Here is a 24,017-nt window from a genome sequence, read left to right on the forward strand (position 1 = left end):
TACTAGGAATTTTTATGCGTATTGACAATCGTGAGCTTGACCAACTTCGCTCGATCAGCTTTGAGCGCCATTATACGAAGCATGCTGAAGGGTCAGTATTGGTAAGTTTTGGCGATACCAAAGTACTATGTACTGCCAGTGTAGAGTCTGGTGTGCCGCGCTGGCTCAAGGGTAAAGGCAAAGGTTGGATCACAGCTGAGTATGGTATGTTGCCACGTGCGACCAACACGCGCAATCAGCGTGAAGCGGCTCGCGGCAAACAGTCAGGTCGTACGCAAGAGATTCAGCGTTTGATTGGTCGTAGCTTACGTGCCATGATTGATCTGAGTAAGCTTGGTGAAAACACTATCTATCTAGATTGCGATGTGTTGCAAGCGGATGGTGGTACTCGTACGGCGAGTATCACTGGTGCTGCAATTGCACTTATCGATGCGCTAGAGAGTATCCAAAAGGCCAAGAAACTTAAAGCAGATCCACTAATCGGATTGATTGCTGCGGTTTCTGTTGGTATGAAAGATGGCGAAGCATATCTTGACCTAAACTACGAAGAAGACTCTAGCTGCGATACCGACTTGAACGTTGTGATGACCCAAAAAGGTGAGTACATTGAGCTGCAGGGTACTGCTGAAGAAAAGCCGTTCACTCGTGCTCAAGCAGATGCTATGCTGTCATTAGCTGAAAAAGGCATCGCTGAATTGATTGAAATGCAACAGACGGCGCTTGGCTGGTAGACTACCATTTAGATACAACACACTGTCTTTGTTTTTAGTGTCAATAACTGCCTGTTAGCTGCTAATAGGCAGTTTTTTAATAGAAAATATTCGTACATTACGTAATAGGTAACAACACATGCTCAAGCTAACTGATGATGGCGCCAAAATCACCTTACAAGGGCAAGCAAATGCTGCTGATAATGGCATGTTTTGGTTTGGTTCTGCATTATTGGTAGGGGCCGTCGCAGTCGCCATGGCGATGAGCTTGTTACCTGAGCGTTTAGCCATCGGTGCGCTTGCACTGCTTATCATTGGTAGCTTTATTTTCAATAAAAAGCGCCAAAAGCATAAGAAAGCTATGAGCGGTATGGTTAGCAGCGGTACATTGTGGGTAAGGGCTGGCGAGCTGGTCCATGACAATCTAGGTAAGCGTGAGCATATTCATTTAACGGATGGCGATAAGATAACGCTGATTGGCGAGCAATTACAGATTATCGATAGCAGTGACGTCCGCAAATATCATATTACTGGTTTTGAGAGTGCTCAAGAAGCAAAAGCTGCGAAAGCTATCTTAGAAGGGCAAGCGCTAACGAAACGCCATGTAAATATTAAAATGAAGAGTAATTAGTATCTTTTCTTAATTTCATACTTTACCAAAGCATAGCTATTATCTTCGTATTATCCAAACTTCTAACTTAAGTGTCATTTTAAATTTCACTCGATGCGCGTCTTCCCAATATCGTCATCTATCAGTATATTTATACCGTCTATCACCTATCGCAGGCGAATAGTGCTTGCAGATTTGTGCGCAAATGGTTTATAAGTAGGATTATAAAATTTATCCCTCTTATTATTGATACTGTCATTGAGATTTAGTTGACAAGGAGTTAGTCATGTCGTGTTTGTCTATACCGTCAGTCGCCACGTCGTGCGGTTTTTTACTATTTACCTGCGGCATGGTAGGACAAGCCCATGCAGATAGTATGAGTATGCTTATCGCCCAAAAATCTATTCAATCAACGACGAATATGTCCTATCGTTATCCTGAGGTACAGCGTTCAGCACCTACGGTCTTACCGGCGTTTTTATCAGGCAGCTATGACAATGTCGATAGCGAGTATCTACCGCTATTAAGCAATGCCGAGACGCAGAGTAGTATGGCAGCACGCGAAGTGGTCAGTACCGCCCGCAAAATGGCACTTAACGAACGCACGATTATTCAAGGTGGCTGCTGGGATTATTTAAATGCTGTATTTAATCGGGCAGGGGTATCGCGTAATACCATACACAAAGGCACTTATGCACAAGGGCCCTATGCTAGTAGCAGTGAGATTGAAGCAGGCGACTGGCTCTATTATATCAATCATGGGTACAATGGCGTCGAGCATAGCGGACTGTTTGTCGGTTGGATTGATGAGCGTGCCAAGCAAGCTTTGATACTGAGCTATGCTGGCGAAAATCGCCGTGAACCAGCTCGTTATCGCGTGTACGATTTAAGCAATGTTTATCAAATTATGCGCCCTAGTGTTTAGTGTCTGATATTTCCAGTTTGACAACCTGTTCTATAAGTGAATAAAAAAGCGTCCGCAACTCATTGAAGTTACGGACGCTTTTATTTTGCATATTTGATTGGTTTTTCTGATATTAAAACGGTTTTACCACAACTAGAATCACGATAATCACTAAGGCAAAGACAGGCACTTCGTTAAACCAGCGCCAGAATTTATGCGTTTTATAATGTGGATTATCTATCAGCTTTTTACGATAAAAGCCGCAAGCGCCATGATAGCCTGACAGTAGCACTACTAATAGCAATTTGACGTGTAGCCAGCCTTGGGTTTTATAGACATCCCAGCCCAGTCCTAACATCCATAGACCAAAGATCCATGTCGCTATCATCGATGGTGTCATGATGCCGCGATACAGCTTGCGCTCCATAATGGCAAAGCGCTCATGACTGATACTATCGTCGCTCATCGCATGATAGACAAACAAGCGCGGCAAATAAAATATCGCCGCAAACCAGCAGACCATCGAGATAATGTGTGCCGCTTTAATCCAGTTAAAATAATCTGCCATCATAGTTTCTCTTGCTTAGCTTGTATTTTTTAGCGTAGGCTTACTCTGCCAATACAACTTGTGTTTGATGACCATTCATCGCATCCATAACAGGCAGTACTTTAGGCGCTCTTGGTGCGGCAAACTGTTTGGTTAGACCAAGCTCACGCATGAGTCTGTCGTCACCTGATTGACTTGCATTACCGGTGGTAAGAAGCTTGTCACCATAAAAGAATGAGTTGGCACCTGCCATAAATGCCAAGGCTTGCTCAGAATCTGACAGACTTTCGCGGCCAGCAGATAGACGCACGTAGCTAGTCGGGCAGCAAATACGGGCGACCGCAATAGTACGAATCCACTCAAGTACAGACAGCTGACCTTCAGCCAATACTTTGTCACCAATCGGTGTCCCTGCAATAGGCACCAGTAAGTTGACTGGAATTGACTCAGGCGCTTTTGGCATTTTTAGCAGCTCAAGTACCCAATCGATGCGATCATCACGGCTTTCACCCATACCAACGATATTACCACTACAGACATTAATGCCAGAGTTACGCACGTTTTCTATTGTATCTAAACGCTCATCATAGCTACGCGTGCTGACGACTTGTTCATAGTAGCTGCGCGAAGTATCTAGGTTATGGTTGTAGTAATCCAATCCTGCATCGGCCAACTGCGTTGCTTGATTGGTATCGAGCATACCCAGTGTCATACAAGTTTCGAGTCCCAATGCTTTCACTTCTTTAATCAGCTCAACCACATAAGGCATGTCTTTGGCACTTGGATGTTTCCACGCGGCACCCATGCAGAAGCGCGATGAGCCACTGTTTTTGGCACGTTTGGCCGCTGCGATGACTTTGTCAACTTCTATGCGCTTTTCTGCTTGTAGTTTGGTGGTGTCGCGATGATGACCTGACTGTGAGCAGTAGCCACAATCTTCAGGGCAGTTGCCTGTTTTGATAGAGAGTAGCGTGCTGATTTGTACTTCATTGGCAGTAAAATGCTTTCTATGGATGGTCTGTGCTTGTAACAGCAAGTCCATCAAAGGTAAATCAAACAGTTGCGCGATTTCTTCACGGCTATACGTGGTGGCAACTTTATTATCAGTTTGAGTCGCGTCTGTGGCTAGATTGGCCAAAAAATCACTGTTGGTCGTATCTGGCTGAGTGGCTACATCAGTTGGCTGGGTGGCGTCAGGTTCGGAGATGCTAAGCAATCCTGCCATAAGGTAAGTCCTTTTATAAGAATTAGAGGGTATTAAATAAAACCAATGTTTTTATCTATTGTCATTTATAAGGTAACAAAAAAGGTTGCCGTATAGTATACCGCAACCTTTTTAGAAAATCAGAACACTGCTAGACAGTATGTGTAATTGTCACAGTAGCGCACATAAATAGTAACTATACGTTTGGCTATCTAGTTCTATATCATCCATTCTACCAATGACTACCGCTCAGTGCACCATTCTTTTTATTTACCGAGTTTGTGCTTGGCAATACCAACCCAATGCTCAGCAAATTTCTGTGCTTTATAGGCGTAAGGTTTGGCTTTTTGGATATATGGTTTGCACTCTTCTGGAATAGCTGGGACGATATGCTTAGCAAGTTTGTTGAACCACATCATTAGGCTATAGTCGCCTTCGATGCTCAAGTTACCTTCTTGTACAGCAGTCATAAAGGCAGGCAAGCTACCTTTGGTTAGCAGTCTGACGCCAGTCATAGAGTCTTTAAAAGTGATGGTCAAATCGGCTTCTTTTGCATGACCGCTTTGTTGACTAAACTGTCCATTGTCAAAGCTAAAAAAACGGGCGATATCAGACTCAGTACTAGCAAATTCAATCGTAACTTGACGATCAGCGAATAACGCTTTGACGTCTTCGTTATCGCTATCAGCTAACATAGACAAACGATAGCCAACGACAGCCAATAAAGCATCTAATGGATCAGATTTGATATCTAATACAGGAACAGTAAACATAGCAGAACTCCTAAAGAAATGAGGCATAAAAATAAAGCGTACTTTATACCAGTTTTTATGACAAATATATAACTGGATTATAAACTATCATAGGGTGCCAACTCTTTAGGAGTTAAGTAGAGAGCGTTAAGTATCTTGTAACATTCGATGTCACTGACGTAAGTAAGGTGTTGATATAGACAAACAGAGGTATAAATAGGACAGTTTTAACGGAAACGTGGCTGATAATTATCATCATAGACAGGAGTATGCTCGATATAGCGTGCGGCTTCTAGCTCACGTTGCTGGCTAACTGTCTGACTCACATCATCATAGCGTAATGCCCGATACAGTACCCAAGCTGCCAACGGTAACCAACTGATGCCCATAGCGATGATATAGCGATGCCATGACGATAGCTCAATCAACATAGGGCGACCTGCTAATATATTTTGAATCAACTCAACGGTGAACCAATAGGCCATCCCGCCAAACAGATATAGCAGTAGCCAACGATATGACGATACGGCAAGCACCACTACTAAACTGGCTAGCAGTCCATAACCAAGCCATGCCGCGCCGCTCCATGCCTCTACACCGATAAAAGAAAATATAGTCATTAACATCATTCATCTCGCTATTCATAAGGTGAATTCCAATAAGACTATTATGAGAGGTTATTGAGTAAAGCTGAAGAGGGTGCAGGCGACTTTGCGACAACCGTTGACGTTTGGTTTTTTGGCTTGTTTTGCGATATTTGATGGCTAGGTTTTAGGCTAAGCGCCGTAAGGAGTGGCGCTTATTTTGAGCGATATGGAAATTGTTTTGTTTGCTCGGGAGGGTGTTTGTTAGCTAGCAAAGTAAAATAGCAAACAGGATTGACAGTTTGCTAAATACTTAGACTCGGTTGGTGCGATTACCCCACCACGATAATAACGAAACTAGAATAGCACCGAGCAACATAAGTCCTACTGTCGTTGACCACTGTGCGCCAGTAGGGTATTGCCATGGCATGACATTATGGACGGCTTCAGTATTTAACGAGCCTAGCGCATCTACTTTCCATGGCCATACTTTTATTAGAGAGCCTGCGATAAAGCCTGTCAGCAATGCCAAGGTAGCCTGATAATAATGTGAGAGTAGCCACTTGAGTGCACGCGTGAATAGCAATAGCCCAGTCGCCATACCCGCAATGACTGTGAAAATGGCGCTCAAATTCATCGTATCGACTGCTTCTAATACTGCATCGTAAGCGCCTAGCAATAGCAAAATAAACGACCCTGATATCCCTGGTAGGATCATGGCACAAATAGCAATTGCCCCTGCAAAAAACAGATACGGTAAGCTAGGCGTGGTCGTGAGTAACGGCATACTACTAATGACCACAGCGGCAATAAGCCCAGTCGCAAACAGTGCGACACGTCCTATATTCCAGCGCTTAATTTCACTAAGTAAGATAAACACCGTTGCGACGACCAGTCCAAAAAAGAACGACCAAATAAGCAATGGTTGATTGTCCAATAAATGCTTAATGATACCGGCTAAGGTCGCAAAGCTAGTAGCAATACCCAGTAGCAAACACAATAGAAACGTCGCGTCTACTTGTCGCCAAATCGCCGCGAATCCTTTGATGCCACCTTCTTGTCGAAAGATCGCCCAAAGATTGGGGCCGATGCTGCCAAGTGCGTTAATCAAGCGCTCGTAAATCCCTGCAATCAGCGCAATAGTGCCGCCAGAGACGCCAGGCACAATATCAGCTGCTCCCATGGCCATCCCTCTGACATAGATACCTACCAGCTGCTTGGGGCTATCGGTACGTACAGGTACCGTATCTTGCTCTAATGGTGTTGGCGCTGACGGCTGAGTTGGCCGTGGAGATTGTGATGCCGTCATGGGTATTCCTTTATCATTTAAAAATAAGTGTTATCTGAAAGTAAGCATTGGCTAAAAACAGGCGTGAGCTAAACATCAGTGTGCATAGCAGATTTTATTAATTATCATCACGTACTAAGGCATGTCTTCAATTCATTTGATAGTCATTTAACTGAACTAAAAATGGATAAATCTTGTCAGACATCGTCAAATAGCTAGTTAATATATCGGTACTATCTACGCTATTTTTCTTGTCTAAGCCGCGCCCTAAAGCATAAAAGCCAGATTAATGACAAAACATTAACCTAGCTTATTGAATGGCATAAAGCGTTCTGCAATTACTCAGTAGGCGCCAGTGCCGGATAGCCAAGAGCGTACAGAGTCCCTTCAAGCCCTGTCACGTTGATAGCGGCATCAGCACGTGCTTGAACGATTGGTTTGGCATGATAGGCCACACCCAGATCGGCCAATGCCATCATCGGTAAGTCATTAGCACCGTCACCGACACAGACCACTTGTGACATCTCAATACCTAAGCGCTCAGCGGTATGCTCAACGATAGCAGCTTTTTTAGCACCATTGACAATAGGCCACTGTACATGACCAGTAACTTCACCTTCTTCAATATCTAAAGCATTGGCATGTACTTCATCGATACCCAGCTGCTCAGCGATGTAACGAGCAAAATAAGTGAAGCCGCCTGATACTAGCACCGTATGATAGCCCAATGCTTTTAGCGCACTGATCGTCGTACGCGCACCAGTCGATAACGTTAGACGACTACAGATATCATCCAGCACATCAGTAGAAGTACCTTTTAGCAAGGCCACACGCTGAGCAAACGATTCATCAAAATCAATTTCACCGCGCATTGCTGCTTCAGTGATGGCTTCAACTTCTTCACCAATCCCAGCCGTTTTTGCTAGCTCTACGATGACTTCTTGCTCAATCAAGGTTGAATCCATATCAAAGCAGGCAAGCTTGTGTGTCCGTAGCATATGACCGACAGATAAGATATGACAGTCCACGACGTTTATGTTGCCTGTGCTATCTGCACTGCGTGTATTGTTATATTCTTCAGTTAGGTCATGACGCAAGCGAGTGGTCAGCTGATCATCAATGATGTGAGCGGCTGCTGTTTTTTTGCCAGGATGCATTAGTGTGTCAGTGACTGGCACTAACAGATAACGGTAGACCTGAGTATGGGTAAAGGGTAGGCGCTGTGCGTCCGCTGCTGTGGGCTCTGTATCAGATACCGTGATATTGACGAAGCTAGCATCAGTATCTTCGGCAACGGTCACTAGATGCCAACTTGGCTGTTCGTCGACCCACGACTGAACGTATTGATGAATATCTAACGCGGATACCTGAGTCGGCAGTACTACGATGAGCGCAAAAACAGGTAGCGACTGTAGCGCATCAAAGTCTTGCAAATTGGTATTTTCGGGTAATAATGCCGCAATAGAATCAACGGCTTGTTGCCATGCTTTGCTGTCTTTTGGTAACGAATAAGATGTATTTTTTGGCATGGCTCAATTGTCCCTTGTATGCTCATATAAGATTAGGAATAATAACAGTTTTACTGGGCAGCGCCTATAGATGACGCGCAAAGTAACAATGATGCTAAAAAACAGATTTTATGGCGTAAGAAGCCATAGAAAATGCAATAAAGTTATTATGATAAATTTATAAAGCGCTCACGCTATAAGGCTTATTATGGTGATATAGTAGATGAGATAAGCTGGCTGTTTATCGACGGTGCTTTCTTATTGACGACGCCTTCGCAAAAGATAGCAAGGCAAAAGATAGCAAGGCAAAAGATAGCGAAGCTGGCAACGATATTGATGGTGTCGATAGTCGTTAATAATCAGTACTGCTTTATCACTACGTGCGCACTAAAATTGGTGCGCATCACAATTGTTTAAAAATTAGCCAAAAAATGAGCAATAGACTCGTTTTTTAATTTCTTCTCTCCAAAAAAGTTTAACATATCATGACGTATTTAGCGCCGCGGCAAGGGTTGTTTGCCATTATTCTTCTGGTTAGTTTTTGTTTGCAGACGCTGTTATTGGTCATTAGTACTGACCAACAGCTGAGCAATAGTCGTGCGTTAAAAGGCGAGCAGATGGTCGCCCAGCTGATTGATGAAGCAAGGTTGTCTTTAGAAAATAAAGACCGTGTGAGTTTAAGCGTTATTGCCAACCGCTATACCAGCGAGCAAGACGTCACACGGATACTGATTAAAGACAACAACGATGATATCTTGGTGCCAGTAGGCAATGCGCCGATGCAGCAAGGTGACACTATTCGTCAAATCGCCACCAATGGCGATGCAGTTATCGGTAGCGTTGCGCTGACCCTAAAAGACGTCAGCAAAGGCGAGATTATCGCCATGCAATGGCCGTTTGTTATTGGTACTATGCTGCTACATTTACTACTGTGGTTGATTTATGGTTACCTCGCTCGTCCGACCAAAGAGCAAATCAATGCATTAAGTCGAGATATCCAAGAGCTGTATCGCGACCAATATAGACCAGTCGATCAACGCGGCTATGACCGTGAACTTGAGCGCCAGTCAACGGGTCAATCAGCGTCTCATTTAGCAGACAGTCAAGTAGCGACTGATAATACGGATAATGCTATAGATGACGAAGTGACTAATGCCCGCAAGTTTAATGTACATAATGAAGTGAACGAGTATCTTAGAACCCAGCAAAACCAAGAGACAGGTAACGATACTGACAATCTAGTGAGTGCAGGTGAAGGTAGCGAAATAGCGGATACAGACGGTGTTGCTTCTCAAGCTGCCAGTCATACGTCTAAACTGTCTGCCACACGGTCCGTTGATAGCGTCAAAGTTCAAATTGTATTCCATGATGAGTTCAATATGCTTGAACGCCTTGCACCTGCGCAGCGTCTTCCGTATTTAGCACTCTGCACTCAGCTGCTCAATCAAGCCGTGACTGAGCTACTAAGACAGCCATTGCTGTTGGGTGTGAGTGCGATGAATGAAGCGCATTTCGAAGATAATGGCGCAAGTGTGGTACTAAAGGCTGATAATAGCCATGCAAAAGTGGCACTCGCAGGCGTAATGCTTGCCAAGCTATATTTAATGCTCAACAAAATTATCCACGACAAGCACATTGAGCTGTCGCGCTTTGCTTTGCCAGCGAAAGCGGGCGTGAGTGATGACGCGCAATCGGAGCCAATGACCCATTTGCTCCAGAGTATCGGCAAAAAAGAGCAGCTATTAATATTATTGCCAAATGCCGGCCTCAAGCAAATCAGCAATCATGTACAAGTACATAATATCATGCGCCCAACCACTGTCTATGAGCGTGAGTGTGCGATATTTGATGGGGCTAACGACTCATTGATTCAGCGTTTGGCTGATGTGCGCAACGCAGTTCTAATGATTGAAGATGAAGATGAGCTACACATTTAATGCCGACTGTATTTGGTCATTTATATTACAATTGTCTGTTATATAGCCTACTGGACTATCTTAATCGTAGAGTTGAAATGTACCATATTGCGAAAAAGGATTGACAACATTCAATAGAGACTTTATAAGGCATATATATATTGATGTATTCTTAATACCCTTGCCTAAAAATGATAGGAGTTTGTCATGAGTGACGCTGATATTGACGACGATTTTGATGATGATTTTGTCGACGATGATGATGCAAAGATGGTTGAAGAAGCTGAGACGAGCGTACGTACACGTTTAAGTAGTCTTGAAAAACGTCGGCTAATCGATAACTTGCTAGAAGAAAAGCGTTTGGCTAAAGAGTTAAAAGACGATCTAGACGATATAGACAACTTCGATGAAGATGGCGATGATTGGGATGATGACGATTTTTAATTTATCGTCGTCAGTCTTTTAAGCGGACTAAAGTGCTTTAATGATGAACCGTTAACTGGGTTGCCTGCTGTTTGGTGTTTTTTCTGCTCGCTCGCATCCAGTTATGTTCCATACTACTTACCTGATAGAGGTTGCTTAGCTTGAATGAGTTGAGCAGTCTTTACCCTCAAATTACCCGCCATCTGTCATTTAACCGATCGCTCATTGTGATTGACGACATCTATCTTTTAAGGAATACCAAATTATGAGTAACCAACTAAGTTTTGATGAATTACTGGACTATTTGGACAATCAAGAAAGCCAGTTCGTGCTAGATAGTGTCGCAGCGCATGGTTTTTTGACAGCGACAGTCATCGGTCGTCCATTGCCTAACTGGATGGATGCCCTGTTCGAAGGTCACGTAAGTGAGATTCCAGAAAACGTCATCGACGGTATTAAGCGCTGGCGCGATTCGATTATGGCTGAGCTAAAAAACGAGACGCCTATTGAATTACCATTTGGTGAAGATGCTGGCAACGAAGAAGTGGCGGTTGATTTCTCTGACGAGTCAGACATCGTTGCTTGGTCAATCGGTTTTGTCGATGCCATGTATGGTGACGAAGCAAGCGATTGGTTCGAAGATCAAGAAACGGCAGAAGACGTCGCGGTATTGACCTTGCCAATGATCGTACTAAGCGGTATCGATGATGAAGATCCAGAGCTGTCTGAGATGCGTAAAGACGAAGACAAAATGGTACAGATGGCCAATAGCATCGAAGGCAATTTGACTGAGCTGTTTTTATTGTTTCATACCAACGATTAATATTGCTAAAAAACAGCGCTGCTAGCAGTGCTGTTTTTGTCTTATCTATGCTGTATCGCAGCGCTTTGGTTTACCATGTATTTTATAAGTCACCGATAAGGTCATCCTATGACTGTGCAACTCTCTAACCTTGAACACTTACCTAACTATCAAATTACTGAACGCCTAGACGTGGTGTACGGTAGTACCGTGCGTTCAAAGCACGTGGGCAAGGATCTGTTCGCTGGTTTAAAAAACATCGTTGGCGGTGAGCTGACGGCTTATACCGAGCTATTAGAAGAGTCACGTCAAGAAGCAATCGATCGTATGATTGTCAAAGCAGAGGCGCTCGGTGCTGATGCGGTGGTCGGTCTGCGTTTTTCGACTTCTAGTATTGCCCAAGGCGCCTCAGAGCTGTTTGTTTATGGTACGGCGGTCAAGGTCGCGCCGATATCACAGCAGCAGTATCAAAACCCGCCAAGCGATCATTCTAATCAAAATACGAATACTCAGACCCAAGTCGCACCCGATGATTTACCGCGCTTCAATCCTTTTGGTTAGTCCTATAATACTAAAAGCTACAATACTGAAAACTACAATACCAAATCCTATAATGCTAAAAGCACCGATGCTTTTTATGATGAGAAACGTGCTATGAATGATTCACTCACGCAAGTGCTCATCAATTATGGGCCGTTTGTCTTCTTATTCGCTGCTGGCTGGTTCTTTGGGTCACGCCATGAGCGTCAGCATTTGGCACAGCTAACAGTAGCAGAGCAAGCATTGGGCGATATTACTGTCTCAAGCGAACGTCTATACCGTCCCAAGTTAGCAGCGGGTAGTGAAGGCGAGCTGGTACTTGGTAGTGTCGTCATCGCTCAAGACTACTTCAAAATGATCATCGCTCGCGTATTAAGTGTCTTTGGCAAAAACTTAACCACCTATGAGACTTTGCTAGATCGTGCCCGCCGCGAGGCCATTGTTCGTATGCGGACTGAGGCAAAAGCCAAAGGCTACACGCATATCTACGGGTTACGTCTTGAGGTAACCAATGTCAACCAATTAGGCAGTATGGTCGAAGCCATCGCCTACGGTACAGCTGTTATCAGTATCGACTATATTCACTCTACATCTGCTGTAAATCACAAAACCTCCGCTTAAATCATTTCTACTTTTTTATCAAGTGTAAAAACCTATAATTGACTGACGAGTAGTCAGAAAAATCAAAACCATACACTTTTACAACGATATACTGAATTTTGCCGTTCCGTTATTATTTCGGTTCGTAGTAACCAGTTTTACCAAAAATTGTCGGTTTAAAAAACACGACTGTATGGAAAGTGTCATATAAAGAGCTGACAACGTCGGTGGCTTTTACCCAAGATATCAGCAGGATTGGCTGATTGAGCATGACGAGGTTGTCATAAACCTGCCCGTGTAAGGGCTCTATCTACAAGGATGTAGTTATGGAAGGTGTTGAGTTAGTCACGTTTATAAATGCAAAAGTCATTCCCATTAGTATCTTTTTGATTATGATGGGAATGGGATTGTCCTTAGTTACCAATGATTTTAAGAGAGTCGTCAAATACCCTAAAGCAGTCGCCATAGGCTTGACCAATCAGCTAATATTCTTACCGTTGGTAGGTTTTGCTTTGGCAACCACCATGTCTCTCGAGCCAGAGTATGCCGTTGGGGTTATGTTGCTGGTACTGTGTCCTGGTGGCACGACATCGAATCTATTTACCTATTTAGCCAAAGGTGACGTCGCTCTTTCGGTCACCATGACCGCTATTGCCAGTGTCATTACCGTATTTACCATCCCTATCGTCCTCAGTTTTTCGCTCGTATACTTCATGGGTGCGGGTAGTGAGTTTCAGTTGCCAGTGGTCAAGACCATGGTCAGCCTAATTGCTCTGACTATCTTACCCGTCAGTATTGGTATGTTGATCAAACGCTACGCGCCTAACGCGGCAGATAAGGGACAAGTGATGGTGTCTCGTTTTGGCGTGATATTTTTGAGCTTCTTGGTACTTTTCTTAAGCTATGTGCAACGAGACATTATCGTTGAAGCGTTAATCGCTACTGGCCCTGTGGCATTGATACTGAACGTATCGACGATGGCGCTTGGCTATTACACCAGTAAATGGTTCGGTCTAAATCCTGCGCAAAGACGCTCGATTACTATGGAAGTCGGCCTACAAAACAGTACGCTTTCAATGTTTATGGCACTGACGCTATTGGCTAACTATAAGATGTCGATGACGCCAGCCATTTATACGCTAATCATGTTCTTGACCGCTGGTATCATGGTCAGAGTATTTACTGCCCAGCACAATAAAGCCAAAAGAACCGAGATAGAAAACAGCGTATTGGCAGCACGTAGAATGTAAGAGATTTAGGATAATTGTAGTAATACATTGTTGCGCAGTTGAGACAGTACTTGGCAAAAATCAACAGTGTATAGTGAAATAAAAAAAGCCCATAATCCGCTTCGTATAATGAAGCAGGTTATGGGCTTTTGCGTTTAACGCTCGTTTTAGCTCAAATCAGTTTAGCTCAAATCAGTTTAGCTCAAACCAGTTTTATCTCAAGTCAGTTTAGCTCAAGTCAGTTTAGCTCAAACTTAGAATCTTCGTCTGTCCATTTTCGCTCTTGCCTCAGCAGCTTGCTCTTTGACTTTTTCAATTTCAAATAAGAACGTACGGTTTTTAAGCACCGCGACGAACACCACGCCGCCAACCGTATTGCCCACTAGTACCACGACTAAAAATACCAAGTAGCGCCAAAGACTGACGGTATTGCCATATAGTAATGCTGAAAATACCTCGATATTGCCCACGATACTATGATGCAAGCCTAAAAACCCAATACTACCAGTGATAAGCGTCACCAGTACGATACGGCTAAGTGTATCTCGTGCAGAGGTCACTAGCCATGCGGCCACGCCCATCATCCAACCTGCCAGCACGGCGCTGCCAAAGATAACCCACCACTCAAAACCTAAGATATGCTCGGCATAGACATCGATAGCATGGTCTGTAAACAGATGCATATGCAGTCCTAAACCAATCATTAATGCTGCAAAGATACAGCCGCCAACGATATTACCAGCGATGACGATGCCCCATAGCCGCAGAAGTTTGTGCAGCGGTTCAATTTTATTTAAGACAGGCAGGCTCAAGAGGGAAGTCTGCTCCGTAAATAATAACGATTGACCAATCACCACGATAATAAAGCCGATTGGATACAGCAGTGACGACAGCACCATGGCATAGCGACTTGGTATCACGTCATTGAGCAAGGCAAACGCTGATAAAATCATAAAAAAGCTGATGCCAATCTCTAGCCCAGCCGTAAAAGCACTGGTAAATAACGAGCCAAGTGAACGCTCAAAGGTTTCTTTTGCGTGGATAACTTGCTCGACTAAAATACTGGCGTAGCTTTTCGCTTGGCTTAAATTGTCGTCACTGGCGACCTTTTTGATGGTTTCTTTGTCTTCGTCGCTGATTTCTTCTGGCAAGTCATCATTTTCTAAGTCTTCGGTGGCTTTGATAGGTTCGTCTACGTCGCCATCTGAAGTTTCGTTTGCATGACTGTCTGTAGTGTCGTCTGCGTCATTATCTACCTCAATGTCTTTAGAAGGGCTGCCGCTTTCTTTTGGTGTATCGCCATCTTCAGGCACAGGAGTAGTGGTACTCGCATTTGTACGCTCATCGTTTGGTCGATTAGCCTGAGAATCATGGTCATGCTCGGTATCTTGGGACACGGTTGGCTCGCTGGTTATAGGCTAATGATTTTGCTGCATAAGTAATCTCTATTATATTTCTCATTCTTCTGATTGCTGTTGTTAATTGATTAACAATTTGGGTAATAAATCGCCTTCAGGCTTTATAAATTGTCTTACCATCTAACAAAATCTGCCTATCTGCGTTAAAATCACACTATCAACTATTTTTCCTGTTTTTATAGCGTTTTACGCTATCTCATTTTGACCACATTCATTATCAACAATAAGATCACCCTATTATGAGCAATCCTAATACCGATACCAGCATTGATAGCAATGCGAAAACCAATCTGACCCAGTCGATCCAAGCGGCGCTAAGCCAATTAGAGAGCGCCTATAACCCTGCGGAAGTCGAAGCAGGTATGTATCAAGGCTGGGAAGAAAGCGGCTATTTTCAGCCGACTTTTGACAAAGACGAATCGTTTTCTATTGCGCTACCACCGCCGAACGTCACGGGCTCGCTACACATGGGTCACGGTTTTAACAACGCTATTATGGATGCGCTCACCCGTTATCACCGTATGGATGGCGACAATACGTTGTGGCAACCAGGTACGGATCATGCGGGTATCGCCACTCAGATGGTCGTTGAGCGTCGTCTGGAAGCGCAAGGTATCAAGCGCCGTGATATGACGCGTGCAGATTTCATCGATAAAGTATGGGAATGGAAAGAAGAGTCAGGTGGCAATATCACCAGCCAGATTCGCCGTTTGGGCAGCTCGGTTGACTGGTCGCGTGAGCGCTTTACCATGGATGATGGACTGTCCAATGCAGTAAAAGAAGTGTTCGTACGCCTGTTTGACGATGGTTTGATTTATCGTGGTAAGCGTTTGGTCAACTGGGATCCTAAGTTCCAAACTGCATTGTCTGATTTAGAAGTAGAAAACCACGACGAAAAAGGTAGCTTGTGGCATTTCCGCTACCATTTCACAGATAAAGACTTAACGACTCAAGATGGTAAAAAATATCTGGTCGTAGCAACTACGCGTCCTGAAACGCTCCTTGGTGATACCGCTGTTGCGGTCAATCCTAGCGATGAGCGTTATGCACATTTAGTCGGAAAAACCATTACTTTGCCAATCACGGGTCGTGTCGTGCCTATCGTCGCTGATGATTATGTTGAAAAAGACTTTGGGACAGGTTGTGTCAAAATCACCCCAGCGCATGATTTTAACGATTATGAATTGGGTCGTCGCCATAGCTTGCCGCTGATCAACATCCTCGATGAGCGCGCCAATATCTTACCAGCGATGGAAGTCTATCCTGACTTGCAAACGCGTGAGCCGGAGTTAGAGACCACGCCTAGCGAGTATGCAGGACTTGAGCGTTTTGCCGCGCGTAAATTCCTCGTAGAGCAAGCAGGCGAGCAGGGCTGGCTAGAAGATATCGAAGACTACGCACTTAAAGCTCCGCGTGCTGAGCGTGGCGGCACGATCGTTGAGCCGTGGTTGACCGATCAGTGGTATGTCGCGGTTAAAGAGCTTGCCAAGCCTGCGATTGACGCAGTAGAAGACGGCAGCATTGAGTTCGTCCCTGCACAGTACAAAAACATGTATATGGCGTGGATGACCGATCTACAAGACTGGTGTATCAGCCGTCAGCTCTGGTGGGGTCATCGTATCCCTGCATGGTATGACGATGCGACAGGTGAAATCTATGTCGCCCGTGACGAAGCGGAAGTGCGTAGCAAATACAACCTAAGCGACGATGTCAAACTGCGCCAAGATGATGATGTGCTCGATACGTGGTTCAGCTCTGGTCTATGGACATTTAGTACACTTGACTGGGCAGACGTCAACGCCGATCCACGCGTGATGGACACCTTTCATCCAACCAGCGTGCTCGTGACAGGTTTTGACATTATTTTCTTTTGGGTTGCTCGCATGATCATGATGACCATGCACTTCGTGAAAAACGAAGACGGCACGCCGCAAGTACCGTTTAAGACCGTCTATGTGCATGGTCTGGTACGTGATGGCAACGGTCAAAAAATGTCAAAATCAAAAGGTAACGTCTTAGATCCGATTGATCTCATCGACGGTATTGAGCTAGAAGCGTTGGTCGAAAAACGCACCAGCAATATGATGAATCCAAAAGACGCGGCCAAAATCGAAAAGCAAACGCGTAAAGAGTTCCCAGAAGGCATTCCAGCGTATGGTACGGATGCGCTGCGCTTTACCTTTACCTCATTAGCCAGCACGGGTCGCGATATTAACTTTGATCTAAAGCGTGTCGAGGGCTATCGTAACTTCTGCAATAAAATCTGGAACGCCAGCCGTTTTGTCCTCATGAACTGTGTCGATGGTGAGGGCAGTGCCAAGCCTATCGACCAAACGGCGAATCCTGACGTTTGGGAGTTACCAGAAAAATGGATCATGAGTCGCCTGAACTCTAGCATTACTGATATCCATCAACATTTCGCTCAGTATCGTCTTGATATGGTCAGCCAAGATATCTATGAGTTTATCTGGAATGAGTACTGTGATTGGTACGTTGAGCTTGCCAAAGCCAGCCTAAATGATGACTCGGTATCTGACGAGCGCAAAGCGCAAATCCGCTATGTACTACTGCACGTGCTAGAGACAGCACTACGTTTCACCCATCCAATCATGCCGTATCTGACTGAGCAAATCTGGCAGACCATCGCGCCGCTACTGGGTCGCAAAAACACCGACAGCATCGTGGTCGCTGACTATCCACAGACCGATGCCAGCCAAATCAGTGAGCAGACTGAAGCGGATATGGCGTGGCTACAAGAGCTAATCGCGAGCGTCCGTAACATCCGTGGTGAGATGAAACTGGGTAACGCGGTACGTCTGCCAGTGCTACTACAAAACGTCTCTAGCGACGAAGAAGCGCGTCTATCACGTATCAAAAACCAGTTCAAAGCGCTTGCCAAAGTCGAGAGCTTAGAGATCGTCAAAGAAGGCGATGAAGTGCCACTATCGTCATCAAGTATGGTCGGTCAGCTACGGGTACTCGTACCGATGAAAGGTCTGATTGATCCTACGGCTGAGCTAGCACGTCTAGGCAAAGCGCATGAAAAACTACAAAAGCAAGCCGACGGTATCGCGCGTAAGCTAGGCAATGAAGGCTTCGTCAGTAAAGCACCTGTGGAAGTGGTCGATGCTGAGAAGGCGAAATTGGCTGAGTTAGAAGGGCAGTTGACGGCGATGACTGCGCAGATGGAGCAGTTGAAAGCGTTGTAGATTTTAACTAGTATTGAGATTGGAAAGCCACCTAATTAGGTGGCTTTTTATTTTCCCCATCTAATATTTTAGATATATTAGTTTGGAACTAATATGCTTACTAGAGATATCGAGCGTGGACGATATATCGCAGTATACGTACCAAATTCTTCTATTATGATGTGTATTAATGCTAGTTGTAAGAAGATAATTTTATTTTTTTGAAACGTGAGATGTTCAACTGAGTCTATATTTCGCAAGTCGTTTCCATGTGCTACTTCATGTCTACGCTTATTCAACTGATCTAAAAACTCTTCCCACAAAGTTCTTTCTTTACGCTGTTTAGATGTATTGGTTAATATATTGAAAGATTTGCTTGTATATTGATAAGGAAAATTTAAGCTACAGTTATGTAACTCATGAGTATACTCCGAGATCTTATCTTCTAGATAACTATTTCCCTCTGAAAAAACTAGTTCATAGCGAGAGGACTTCAAAATCTGAAATACTATATTTATACCCAAGTTATTGAATAACATTTCAATAACTTGAGGTTTAGGGTTATTGTTTTTACTGTATAAGAAAGGTTTGAAGTTTATATTGGAGTTAAGTACTTTAAACTCTTCTATTAGAATATTAGTCAGTGTATTTCTAGCCTTATCAGTAGATTGACTATCTAGAAATTTCGAGCAATAGTGCCTTTGAATAGCTTCGCTGAGTTCATTAAATCTATAATTATCGTTTAAATCATCTATCGTATTCCTAATTAAATCCTTATAGAAACCTTCTAAGTTAGCAACCATAAGTACAGTAACTGATCTACAGATAGCATCATGCAGAGCAACATTTGTCTCTTTATGATCTTCAGCTGCCTTGAGTAGTGTAGTGATCTCGTCCCATCTACTCTCTAGTTCGTTTATTAATAGATTAAGGTAATTCTGACTCATAGAAGAGTCTCAATAGACTTATCAATTCTAGTATGTACTTTCGAGGCATCATTTGTACTACCTTCTACAGTTTTAAAGTAGTCAGTGTCATGAAATAAGGTTCGGAAAGTATCTATATTCAAAATGGTTGAAGGTGGCATCTTAGATAGTGGTACAACTAAAGAATCATAAACTGCTACATTAAAATTAGACATCCATTCGAGCTGACCATCCTTACTTCTGTATTTAGTAAAGGGTAATTCAATATCTGAATTTTCAATTATTTGAAAAGTGTTTATAAAATTTTTCTTTAGTATAGATAGTTCGTCCAAACTAAGCTCGTTGAACTCTGTCATTTTTCTAGTAAGGAAGTTTTTGAAAGAACTCTTGTATTGCTTGTACCCATCCTTATAAGAGAGAGCAAAATATCTCAATACTAGCTCTTCATCTTCCATTTTATCGATTTTTTTATCAGTGAGTTTTGTTGCTGAGATGAACAAATGATTCTTAGCTAACTCTTTTATCAATTTTTTAAACGGGCCTCTACAAGTAGCATTTCTAAGTTCTTGTGGTTCTAATTTTACAGATCCAGAATTGAGACGTTCGAAGATGTCATATTTTACTTGATTGTCTATAGTTGAGTCGATGCGCAAGCAGCGAATAGTTCTCTCTTCAAGTCGTCTTATTAGGAAAGAGGGAAGTTGATTGTGCTTCAACCCATTAAGCTCTTCAAGAACCTCCAATCCTTCCAAAATAAGATCGTTCGTCAGAAATTTATGTATAGCAGTTAATCTTTGTTGACCATCTATGACTGAGTAGCGAGCTATTCCTTCGTCCACTTCATCGTCTACATCAACGTCTTGTGAGATATAAATTAATGGAACTGGGATGTTTAGAATAAGACTTTCAATTAGTTTAGAAGAAGTACTATTCTCCCACCTATGATTCCTTTGATATTCTGGGTTTAGTTTTATGATTCCCTTGTTTATTTTTTTTACAAGCGTCTCTAAGTCATACTCGATATTCTGAGTTTTCACTGTTCGCTCTTTGGCTTTGTTTTGTATGTCTTTTAAGTTGTCTGCAAGCATGATGTTTACCTAGTATTAAATTCTGTCTGCTACTATGAACATAGTAGCAAATAACATCTTCAATGTAATAAGCGAAAACAAAATTCTAATTTAACAAAATAATATTAATTGTACTGAGGAACACCATGAACCATCTCACCGTCGGACAACGCGCGCCTTTAAGCAATCTTGCCATTGACGATACTGCACCCATCACGCTCAAGTTCACTCGCCAAAGCCCAATAGAGATGGACATCAGCTGCTTTGCCTTAGACGCAGCGGGCAAACTGATCAATGATGATTACATGATGTTTTATAATCAGCCAACCTCACCGTGCGGGCAAATCAAGCTCACCCATTACGAGTCGCAGCCATCATCTTCTAGCAGCATACAAGCTGAGTTTGAAGTGAATTTATCCAAACTGGCAGATAATATAGACAGCTTGTTTTTTGTGTTATCAGCCGACACGCCGCTGAATCAAATTCAATCGTTAGAGATTGGCATTTGGCAGCAGTCGCAAAAAGCGCAGGCAGAATATTAAGCAGCAGACTTTGCCCAGCAGCAAGCCAGTATGTTGATGCAGCTGTATCGTAAGGGTGGCGTTTGGCGAGTATCTAACGTCGCGCAAGGCTTTAATGGCGGACTTGCCGCTATCGTCCAGCATTTCGGTGGCGATGTAGAAGAGAGTAGCTCTACAGTAGAAGAGACCGTAGCGCCAGTTCAAGCAAAACCATCGCTCGAAAAAGTGATGCTAGACAAAGCGCCAAAACTGGTCAATCTGGCGAAAAAAGCCACCATATCACTTGAGAAGCGCCAATTGCAGCAATTAACCGCAAAGGTCGCATTGGTGTTAGATGCCTCAGGCTCAATAAATAGACAGTACAAAAAAGGCCGCGTGCAAGAGGTAGTCAACCGCATATTGCCATTGGCAGTGAACTTCGATGACGACCAAGCGCTAGACTGCTGGGCGTTTGCCCGAGATCCGCAGTATTTGGGCGAGATTGGGCTGAGCAACTATGACGGTTTTATTAACAACGCTCATGGCGGCTGGCGCAAATGGACACTCGGCCCACGCATCAACAATGAAGCCGAAGTCATGAAAGCCGTGACGGAGTTTTATCAAAAGGACGGCTTGGATGTGCCTATCTACGTGCTATTTATCAGTGATGGCGGGGTGAATGACAATCGCGGTATCACAAGAGTCATGACGGAAGCGGCGAAACTGCCGATATTTTGGCAGTTTGTGGGCTTGGGTGGTCGTGGTTATGGCATCCTAAAAAAACTAGACGACATGACAGGGCGCGTGATTGATAATTGCGACTTTTTTGAACTCGATGACTTGGATGACATCAGCGAAGAAGCGTTGTATGAAAACATGCTAGAAGAGTTCCCAATGTGGCTAAAAGAAGCCAAGCAACTTGGTATAGTCACTCCACTATAGAAGTATGACTGCGCTAACCTCATTATTCGATTACAGCTAAATAAAAAACCGCCACAGCAAACGCCATGGCGGTTTTTTACTATTCAAAATATCTTAACTGCTAAAATATCTATAGCGCCCACAGCGATTGATACTGCTCATCAGTCAAGGTCACGATATCGATCTCGGCTAACATCTCACGCAGTTCTTCCCATTTATTTGCATCAGGCTTAATCGGCGTGATCAATCTACCTAACGTATTATCAATAATCGCATCCATCAGTGTATCTGCTTCGGTTTTACTATAGTCGTAATACATACGGTGGGCTGTGGCTGGCTCGTTTTTACACAGTTCCGTCATTTGATTGGTCACTTGGATAAAGGTATCTATCGCGTCCCTTTTCGCGCTATAGATCTCATCCGTCGTCAGAACCTCTAACGCTGAAAAGTTCGGATAAGGTGACAGGTGCTGATCGATAAACTCGAAGTCTAGCCCTTCATGGGTCGCCTCAACGCCTTCAAAGTTATAAAAGCATAACCATGCACCATCTAGGCTTGGGTCTTCTTGCAAGTTTTTTATATGATAAAAGTCTTTTTGCACAAAGGTCACATTATCACGGCTGATACTAAAGCCGTTTTTCTTGGCATAGCGCGCCAATATCTCAAAGCCAATACGATTGGTCTTTTCTTCAGCGGCAGGGGTGCAGATGCGAATAGGCTGATTGTTTTTGAGCTTATCCATGCTAGCGCGTTGCATCAATATACCGCCATCGGTCTCAAAAAAGCAGCCCAGCGCCCGCAGTTTGGGCGCGTAATGCTCAAACAGATGGATAGGCTCATTGACATGCAGATCGATACTTTGGTTCTGTAATTCCGCAAAACCATCATAATGGTCATCTGGCTCGATAATGGTGATATCAAGCCCTGCCTGCTCATATGCGCCTGTCATCATACCAGCGATAAAGGGCAGATGATCAGGGTTTAAAAACCATTCGAGGGTCAGAGTAAGTTTGGTAGTCGGCTGCATGGTTGTTTCCTTTTTAAGTATAGAAAACAATCAGACTGATACTATTAAAGTAAAACAAGAAAGGCCAAATAAGAAAAGTGAGGTCTCGATGCTAACTGTCAGATACTCGGCGTTTGATATGGTTATCATCACCAGTACGTCATCTATAGACTGCGCTTATTTATAGACCTCTGAGGGCGTGTCACGCTTGTTTCCTACGTCAGTGCTAACTGCTTCAGGTTCACGGGTGTGTCTCAGCGATGATGTGGGCTGTGTCTACAGCGTTAAATCAAAGCACCCCGACAAGATTGATTGGTATTACATTGTTTTTGATCAGTACTGCTAATGGCTATTATCGATAGCTACTGCGTCATCATAGACGACTTACAAGACGTGATGCAAGCGCGTATCGGGAAAGACGATGGCAGGTGATGACTGATGTTCGATAGTCGCTATTTATGATAGATGTTGCTTATCACGGCTTTTTATAAGCGCTTTCAATCGACGTGTTAATAGAAGAGTACAGCATTTATTATTGGTACTTACCCAATTACTAACCAAACATACCTATCAATAGCAAAAACCTTATATAAATAGTCTTGTGCACAGACGAGTGATATTGCATGATTAGCCTTCTATGCCGCTCCTTATATAATAGGCGCTACTCTAAACAATTGATATTTGGCATAACTGACAACTTACACGACCGACAACTTATATGACCGATAATAAAAAAGCGTTCTATTACCGACCTAAGACTGATCAATCCAAAAGCCCAATGCTGCGTTGGACCTTTGTGACGCTTGGTTGGTTGTTTTTTATCTTAGGGATTATCGGTATATTGTTGCCAGTAATGCCCACCGCGCCTTTTATCTTGCTAGCAGCAGGGTGCTGGGCACGCAGTTCTCGACGCTTTCATTTTTGGCTGATTAATCATAAATACTTTGGCAAATTTGTCCGTGACTGGGAAGAGAATCATGCCGTTCCGCTTTATGCCAAGTGTTTAGCGACGGTTATGATGACAGCATCGACAATTATGTTATTTTATCGTTTGCCTGCTGATATGATGTGGATGGCATGGGCGGTAGCCGCTGTCTGTAGTGGGGTAGCGATATATTTGTTCCGTTTACCAAATGCCTAAATCCGTTGCAATTTGCGCCAAAATCGGTCAATAAACGGCTCTGGTTACACGAAACATGAGATAAGACTTGCGATACTGGGATGTACCCCTTATAATACGCCCAAGCTTAAGAGCAGTTCTGCACCAAATCATTACCTCGTAGTATTAGTTATAATCCTTCGTTTTAATATTTATCGTTCAGTAGCTATTTGCAAGCGTTACCGGTCACTAGACCATTAATAAATTTAAAAGTA

Annotated in this window: 22 protein-coding genes, 1 pseudogene and 1 riboswitch; of the genes and pseudogenes, 13 read left to right on the forward strand and 10 right to left on the reverse strand. The window is 43.6% G+C overall.

Annotated features, from left to right (window positions below; translation table 11 throughout):
- Positions 1-14: 14 nt before the first annotated feature.
- From rph to QL886_RS10050, 3 genes are all read left to right on the forward strand, one after another.
- On the forward strand, positions 15-731 hold the full coding sequence (gene rph / locus QL886_RS10040) for a ribonuclease PH (protein WP_290178605.1): 717 nt from the start codon (positions 15-17) through the stop codon (positions 729-731).
- 118 nt (positions 732-849) lie between these two features.
- Positions 850-1,341 carry a hypothetical protein gene (locus QL886_RS10045; RefSeq protein ID WP_290178606.1) on the forward strand — a complete coding sequence of 164 codons (492 nt, stop codon included), beginning with the start codon at positions 850-852 and terminating at the stop codon, positions 1,339-1,341.
- A gap of 265 nt (positions 1,342-1,606) precedes the next feature.
- Positions 1,607-2,245 (forward strand): hypothetical protein, encoded by a 639-nt coding sequence (locus tag QL886_RS10050; protein WP_290178607.1) that lies wholly within the window; start codon positions 1,607-1,609, stop codon positions 2,243-2,245.
- A gap of 112 nt (positions 2,246-2,357) precedes the next feature.
- Here the strand turns inward: QL886_RS10050 and hemJ are convergent, their stop codons facing one another.
- The 6 genes from hemJ to serB form a co-directional block, all read right to left on the reverse strand.
- On the reverse strand, positions 2,358-2,792 hold the full coding sequence (hemJ, locus tag QL886_RS10055) for a protoporphyrinogen oxidase HemJ (protein WP_057762639.1): 435 nt from the start codon (positions 2,790-2,792) through the stop codon (positions 2,358-2,360).
- A 40-nt stretch (positions 2,793-2,832) separates the two neighbouring features.
- A complete protein-coding gene (bioB, locus tag QL886_RS10060; RefSeq protein ID WP_290178608.1) occupies positions 2,833-3,996 on the reverse strand; it encodes a biotin synthase BioB in 1,164 nt (387 codons plus the stop codon).
- Positions 3,997-4,241: 245 nt separating this feature from the next.
- Positions 4,242-4,748, reverse strand: coding sequence for an SCP2 sterol-binding domain-containing protein (locus QL886_RS10065; protein WP_290178609.1), 507 nt, complete (start codon positions 4,746-4,748; stop codon positions 4,242-4,244).
- 206 nt (positions 4,749-4,954) lie between these two features.
- Positions 4,955-5,356, reverse strand: coding sequence for an AciT family ciprofloxacin tolerance protein (gene aciT, locus QL886_RS10070; RefSeq protein WP_290178610.1), 402 nt, complete (start codon positions 5,354-5,356; stop codon positions 4,955-4,957).
- A 268-nt stretch (positions 5,357-5,624) separates the two neighbouring features.
- Positions 5,625-6,620 carry a DUF368 domain-containing protein gene (locus tag QL886_RS10075; RefSeq protein WP_290178611.1) on the reverse strand — a complete coding sequence of 332 codons (996 nt, stop codon included), beginning with the start codon at positions 6,618-6,620 and terminating at the stop codon, positions 5,625-5,627.
- Positions 6,621-6,937: 317 nt separating this feature from the next.
- Entirely contained in the window at positions 6,938-8,128 is a 1,191-nt protein-coding gene (serB, locus tag QL886_RS10080; protein ID WP_290178612.1) for a phosphoserine phosphatase SerB, read from the reverse strand.
- A 464-nt stretch (positions 8,129-8,592) separates the two neighbouring features.
- Here serB and QL886_RS10085 point away from each other — a divergent pair, with 464 nt between their 5' ends.
- From QL886_RS10085 to QL886_RS10110, 6 genes are all read left to right on the forward strand, one after another.
- Positions 8,593-10,044 carry a hypothetical protein gene (locus QL886_RS10085; protein WP_290178614.1) on the forward strand — a complete coding sequence of 484 codons (1,452 nt, stop codon included), beginning with the start codon at positions 8,593-8,595 and terminating at the stop codon, positions 10,042-10,044.
- Positions 10,045-10,230: 186 nt separating this feature from the next.
- A complete protein-coding gene (locus tag QL886_RS10090) occupies positions 10,231-10,467 on the forward strand; it encodes a PA3496 family putative envelope integrity protein (RefSeq protein WP_057761656.1) in 237 nt (78 codons plus the stop codon).
- Positions 10,468-10,711: 244 nt separating this feature from the next.
- Positions 10,712-11,269 (forward strand): YecA family protein, encoded by a 558-nt coding sequence (locus tag QL886_RS10095; RefSeq protein WP_057761653.1) that lies wholly within the window; start codon positions 10,712-10,714, stop codon positions 11,267-11,269.
- 108 nt (positions 11,270-11,377) lie between these two features.
- Positions 11,378-11,809 carry a YbjQ family protein gene (locus tag QL886_RS10100; protein WP_290178615.1) on the forward strand — a complete coding sequence of 144 codons (432 nt, stop codon included), beginning with the start codon at positions 11,378-11,380 and terminating at the stop codon, positions 11,807-11,809.
- Between the two features lie 93 nt (positions 11,810-11,902).
- Positions 11,903-12,409: a heavy metal-binding domain-containing protein gene (locus QL886_RS10105; protein ID WP_290178616.1), complete on the forward strand. Its 507-nt coding sequence runs from the start codon at positions 11,903-11,905 to the stop codon at positions 12,407-12,409.
- Positions 12,410-12,714: 305 nt separating this feature from the next.
- Positions 12,715-13,638: a bile acid:sodium symporter family protein gene (locus tag QL886_RS10110; protein ID WP_201572737.1), complete on the forward strand. Its 924-nt coding sequence runs from the start codon at positions 12,715-12,717 to the stop codon at positions 13,636-13,638.
- Positions 13,639-13,871: 233 nt separating this feature from the next.
- Here the strand turns inward: QL886_RS10110 and QL886_RS10115 are convergent, their stop codons facing one another.
- Positions 13,872-15,014 (reverse strand): formate/nitrite transporter family protein, encoded by a 1,143-nt coding sequence (locus QL886_RS10115; protein ID WP_290178617.1) that lies wholly within the window; start codon positions 15,012-15,014, stop codon positions 13,872-13,874.
- A gap of 260 nt (positions 15,015-15,274) precedes the next feature.
- Here QL886_RS10115 and QL886_RS10120 point away from each other — a divergent pair, with 260 nt between their 5' ends.
- The gene (locus tag QL886_RS10120) at positions 15,275-18,244 is read left to right on the forward strand and encodes a valine--tRNA ligase (protein ID WP_290178618.1); all 2,970 of its coding nucleotides are present in this window, start codon (positions 15,275-15,277) and stop codon (positions 18,242-18,244) included.
- Between the two features lie 77 nt (positions 18,245-18,321).
- On the opposite strand, the gene QL886_RS10125 is transcribed toward QL886_RS10120, so the two are convergent.
- Both QL886_RS10125 and QL886_RS10130 read right to left on the reverse strand, forming a co-directional pair.
- Complete coding sequence (locus QL886_RS10125) at positions 18,322-19,170, reverse strand: MAE_28990/MAE_18760 family HEPN-like nuclease (RefSeq protein WP_290178620.1); 849 nt, start codon at positions 19,168-19,170, stop codon at positions 18,322-18,324.
- Positions 19,167-20,237: a DUF262 domain-containing protein gene (locus QL886_RS10130; RefSeq protein ID WP_290178621.1), complete on the reverse strand. Its 1,071-nt coding sequence runs from the start codon at positions 20,235-20,237 to the stop codon at positions 19,167-19,169. Before QL886_RS10130 ends, QL886_RS10125 begins: the two co-directional genes overlap by 4 nt.
- Positions 20,238-20,362: 125 nt before the next feature.
- Between QL886_RS10130 and QL886_RS10135 the strand changes: the two are divergent.
- Both QL886_RS10135 and QL886_RS10140 read left to right on the forward strand, forming a co-directional pair.
- Positions 20,363-20,872, forward strand: a pseudogene (locus tag QL886_RS10135) (TerD family protein); the annotation flags it as partial.
- Between the two features lie 93 nt (positions 20,873-20,965).
- Positions 20,966-21,658, forward strand: a complete 693-nt coding sequence (locus QL886_RS10140) for a VWA domain-containing protein (protein ID WP_290178675.1) — start codon at positions 20,966-20,968, stop codon at positions 21,656-21,658.
- 109 nt (positions 21,659-21,767) lie between these two features.
- Here QL886_RS10140 and QL886_RS10145 read toward each other — a convergent pair whose 3' ends face one another.
- Positions 21,768-22,664, reverse strand: a complete 897-nt coding sequence (locus QL886_RS10145) for an ABC transporter substrate-binding protein (protein WP_290178622.1) — start codon at positions 22,662-22,664, stop codon at positions 21,768-21,770.
- Between the two features lie 174 nt (positions 22,665-22,838).
- Positions 22,839-22,955, reverse strand: a riboswitch (TPP riboswitch).
- A 406-nt stretch (positions 22,956-23,361) separates the two neighbouring features.
- Here QL886_RS10145 and QL886_RS10150 point away from each other — a divergent pair.
- The gene (locus tag QL886_RS10150) at positions 23,362-23,784 is read left to right on the forward strand and encodes a YbaN family protein (RefSeq protein WP_290178623.1); all 423 of its coding nucleotides are present in this window, start codon (positions 23,362-23,364) and stop codon (positions 23,782-23,784) included.
- Positions 23,785-24,017 lie beyond the last annotated feature (233 nt).

Origin of the sequence: Psychrobacter sp. APC 3281, from assembly GCF_030407815.1 — a bacterium.
GTDB lineage: Bacteria > Pseudomonadota > Gammaproteobacteria > Pseudomonadales > Moraxellaceae > Psychrobacter.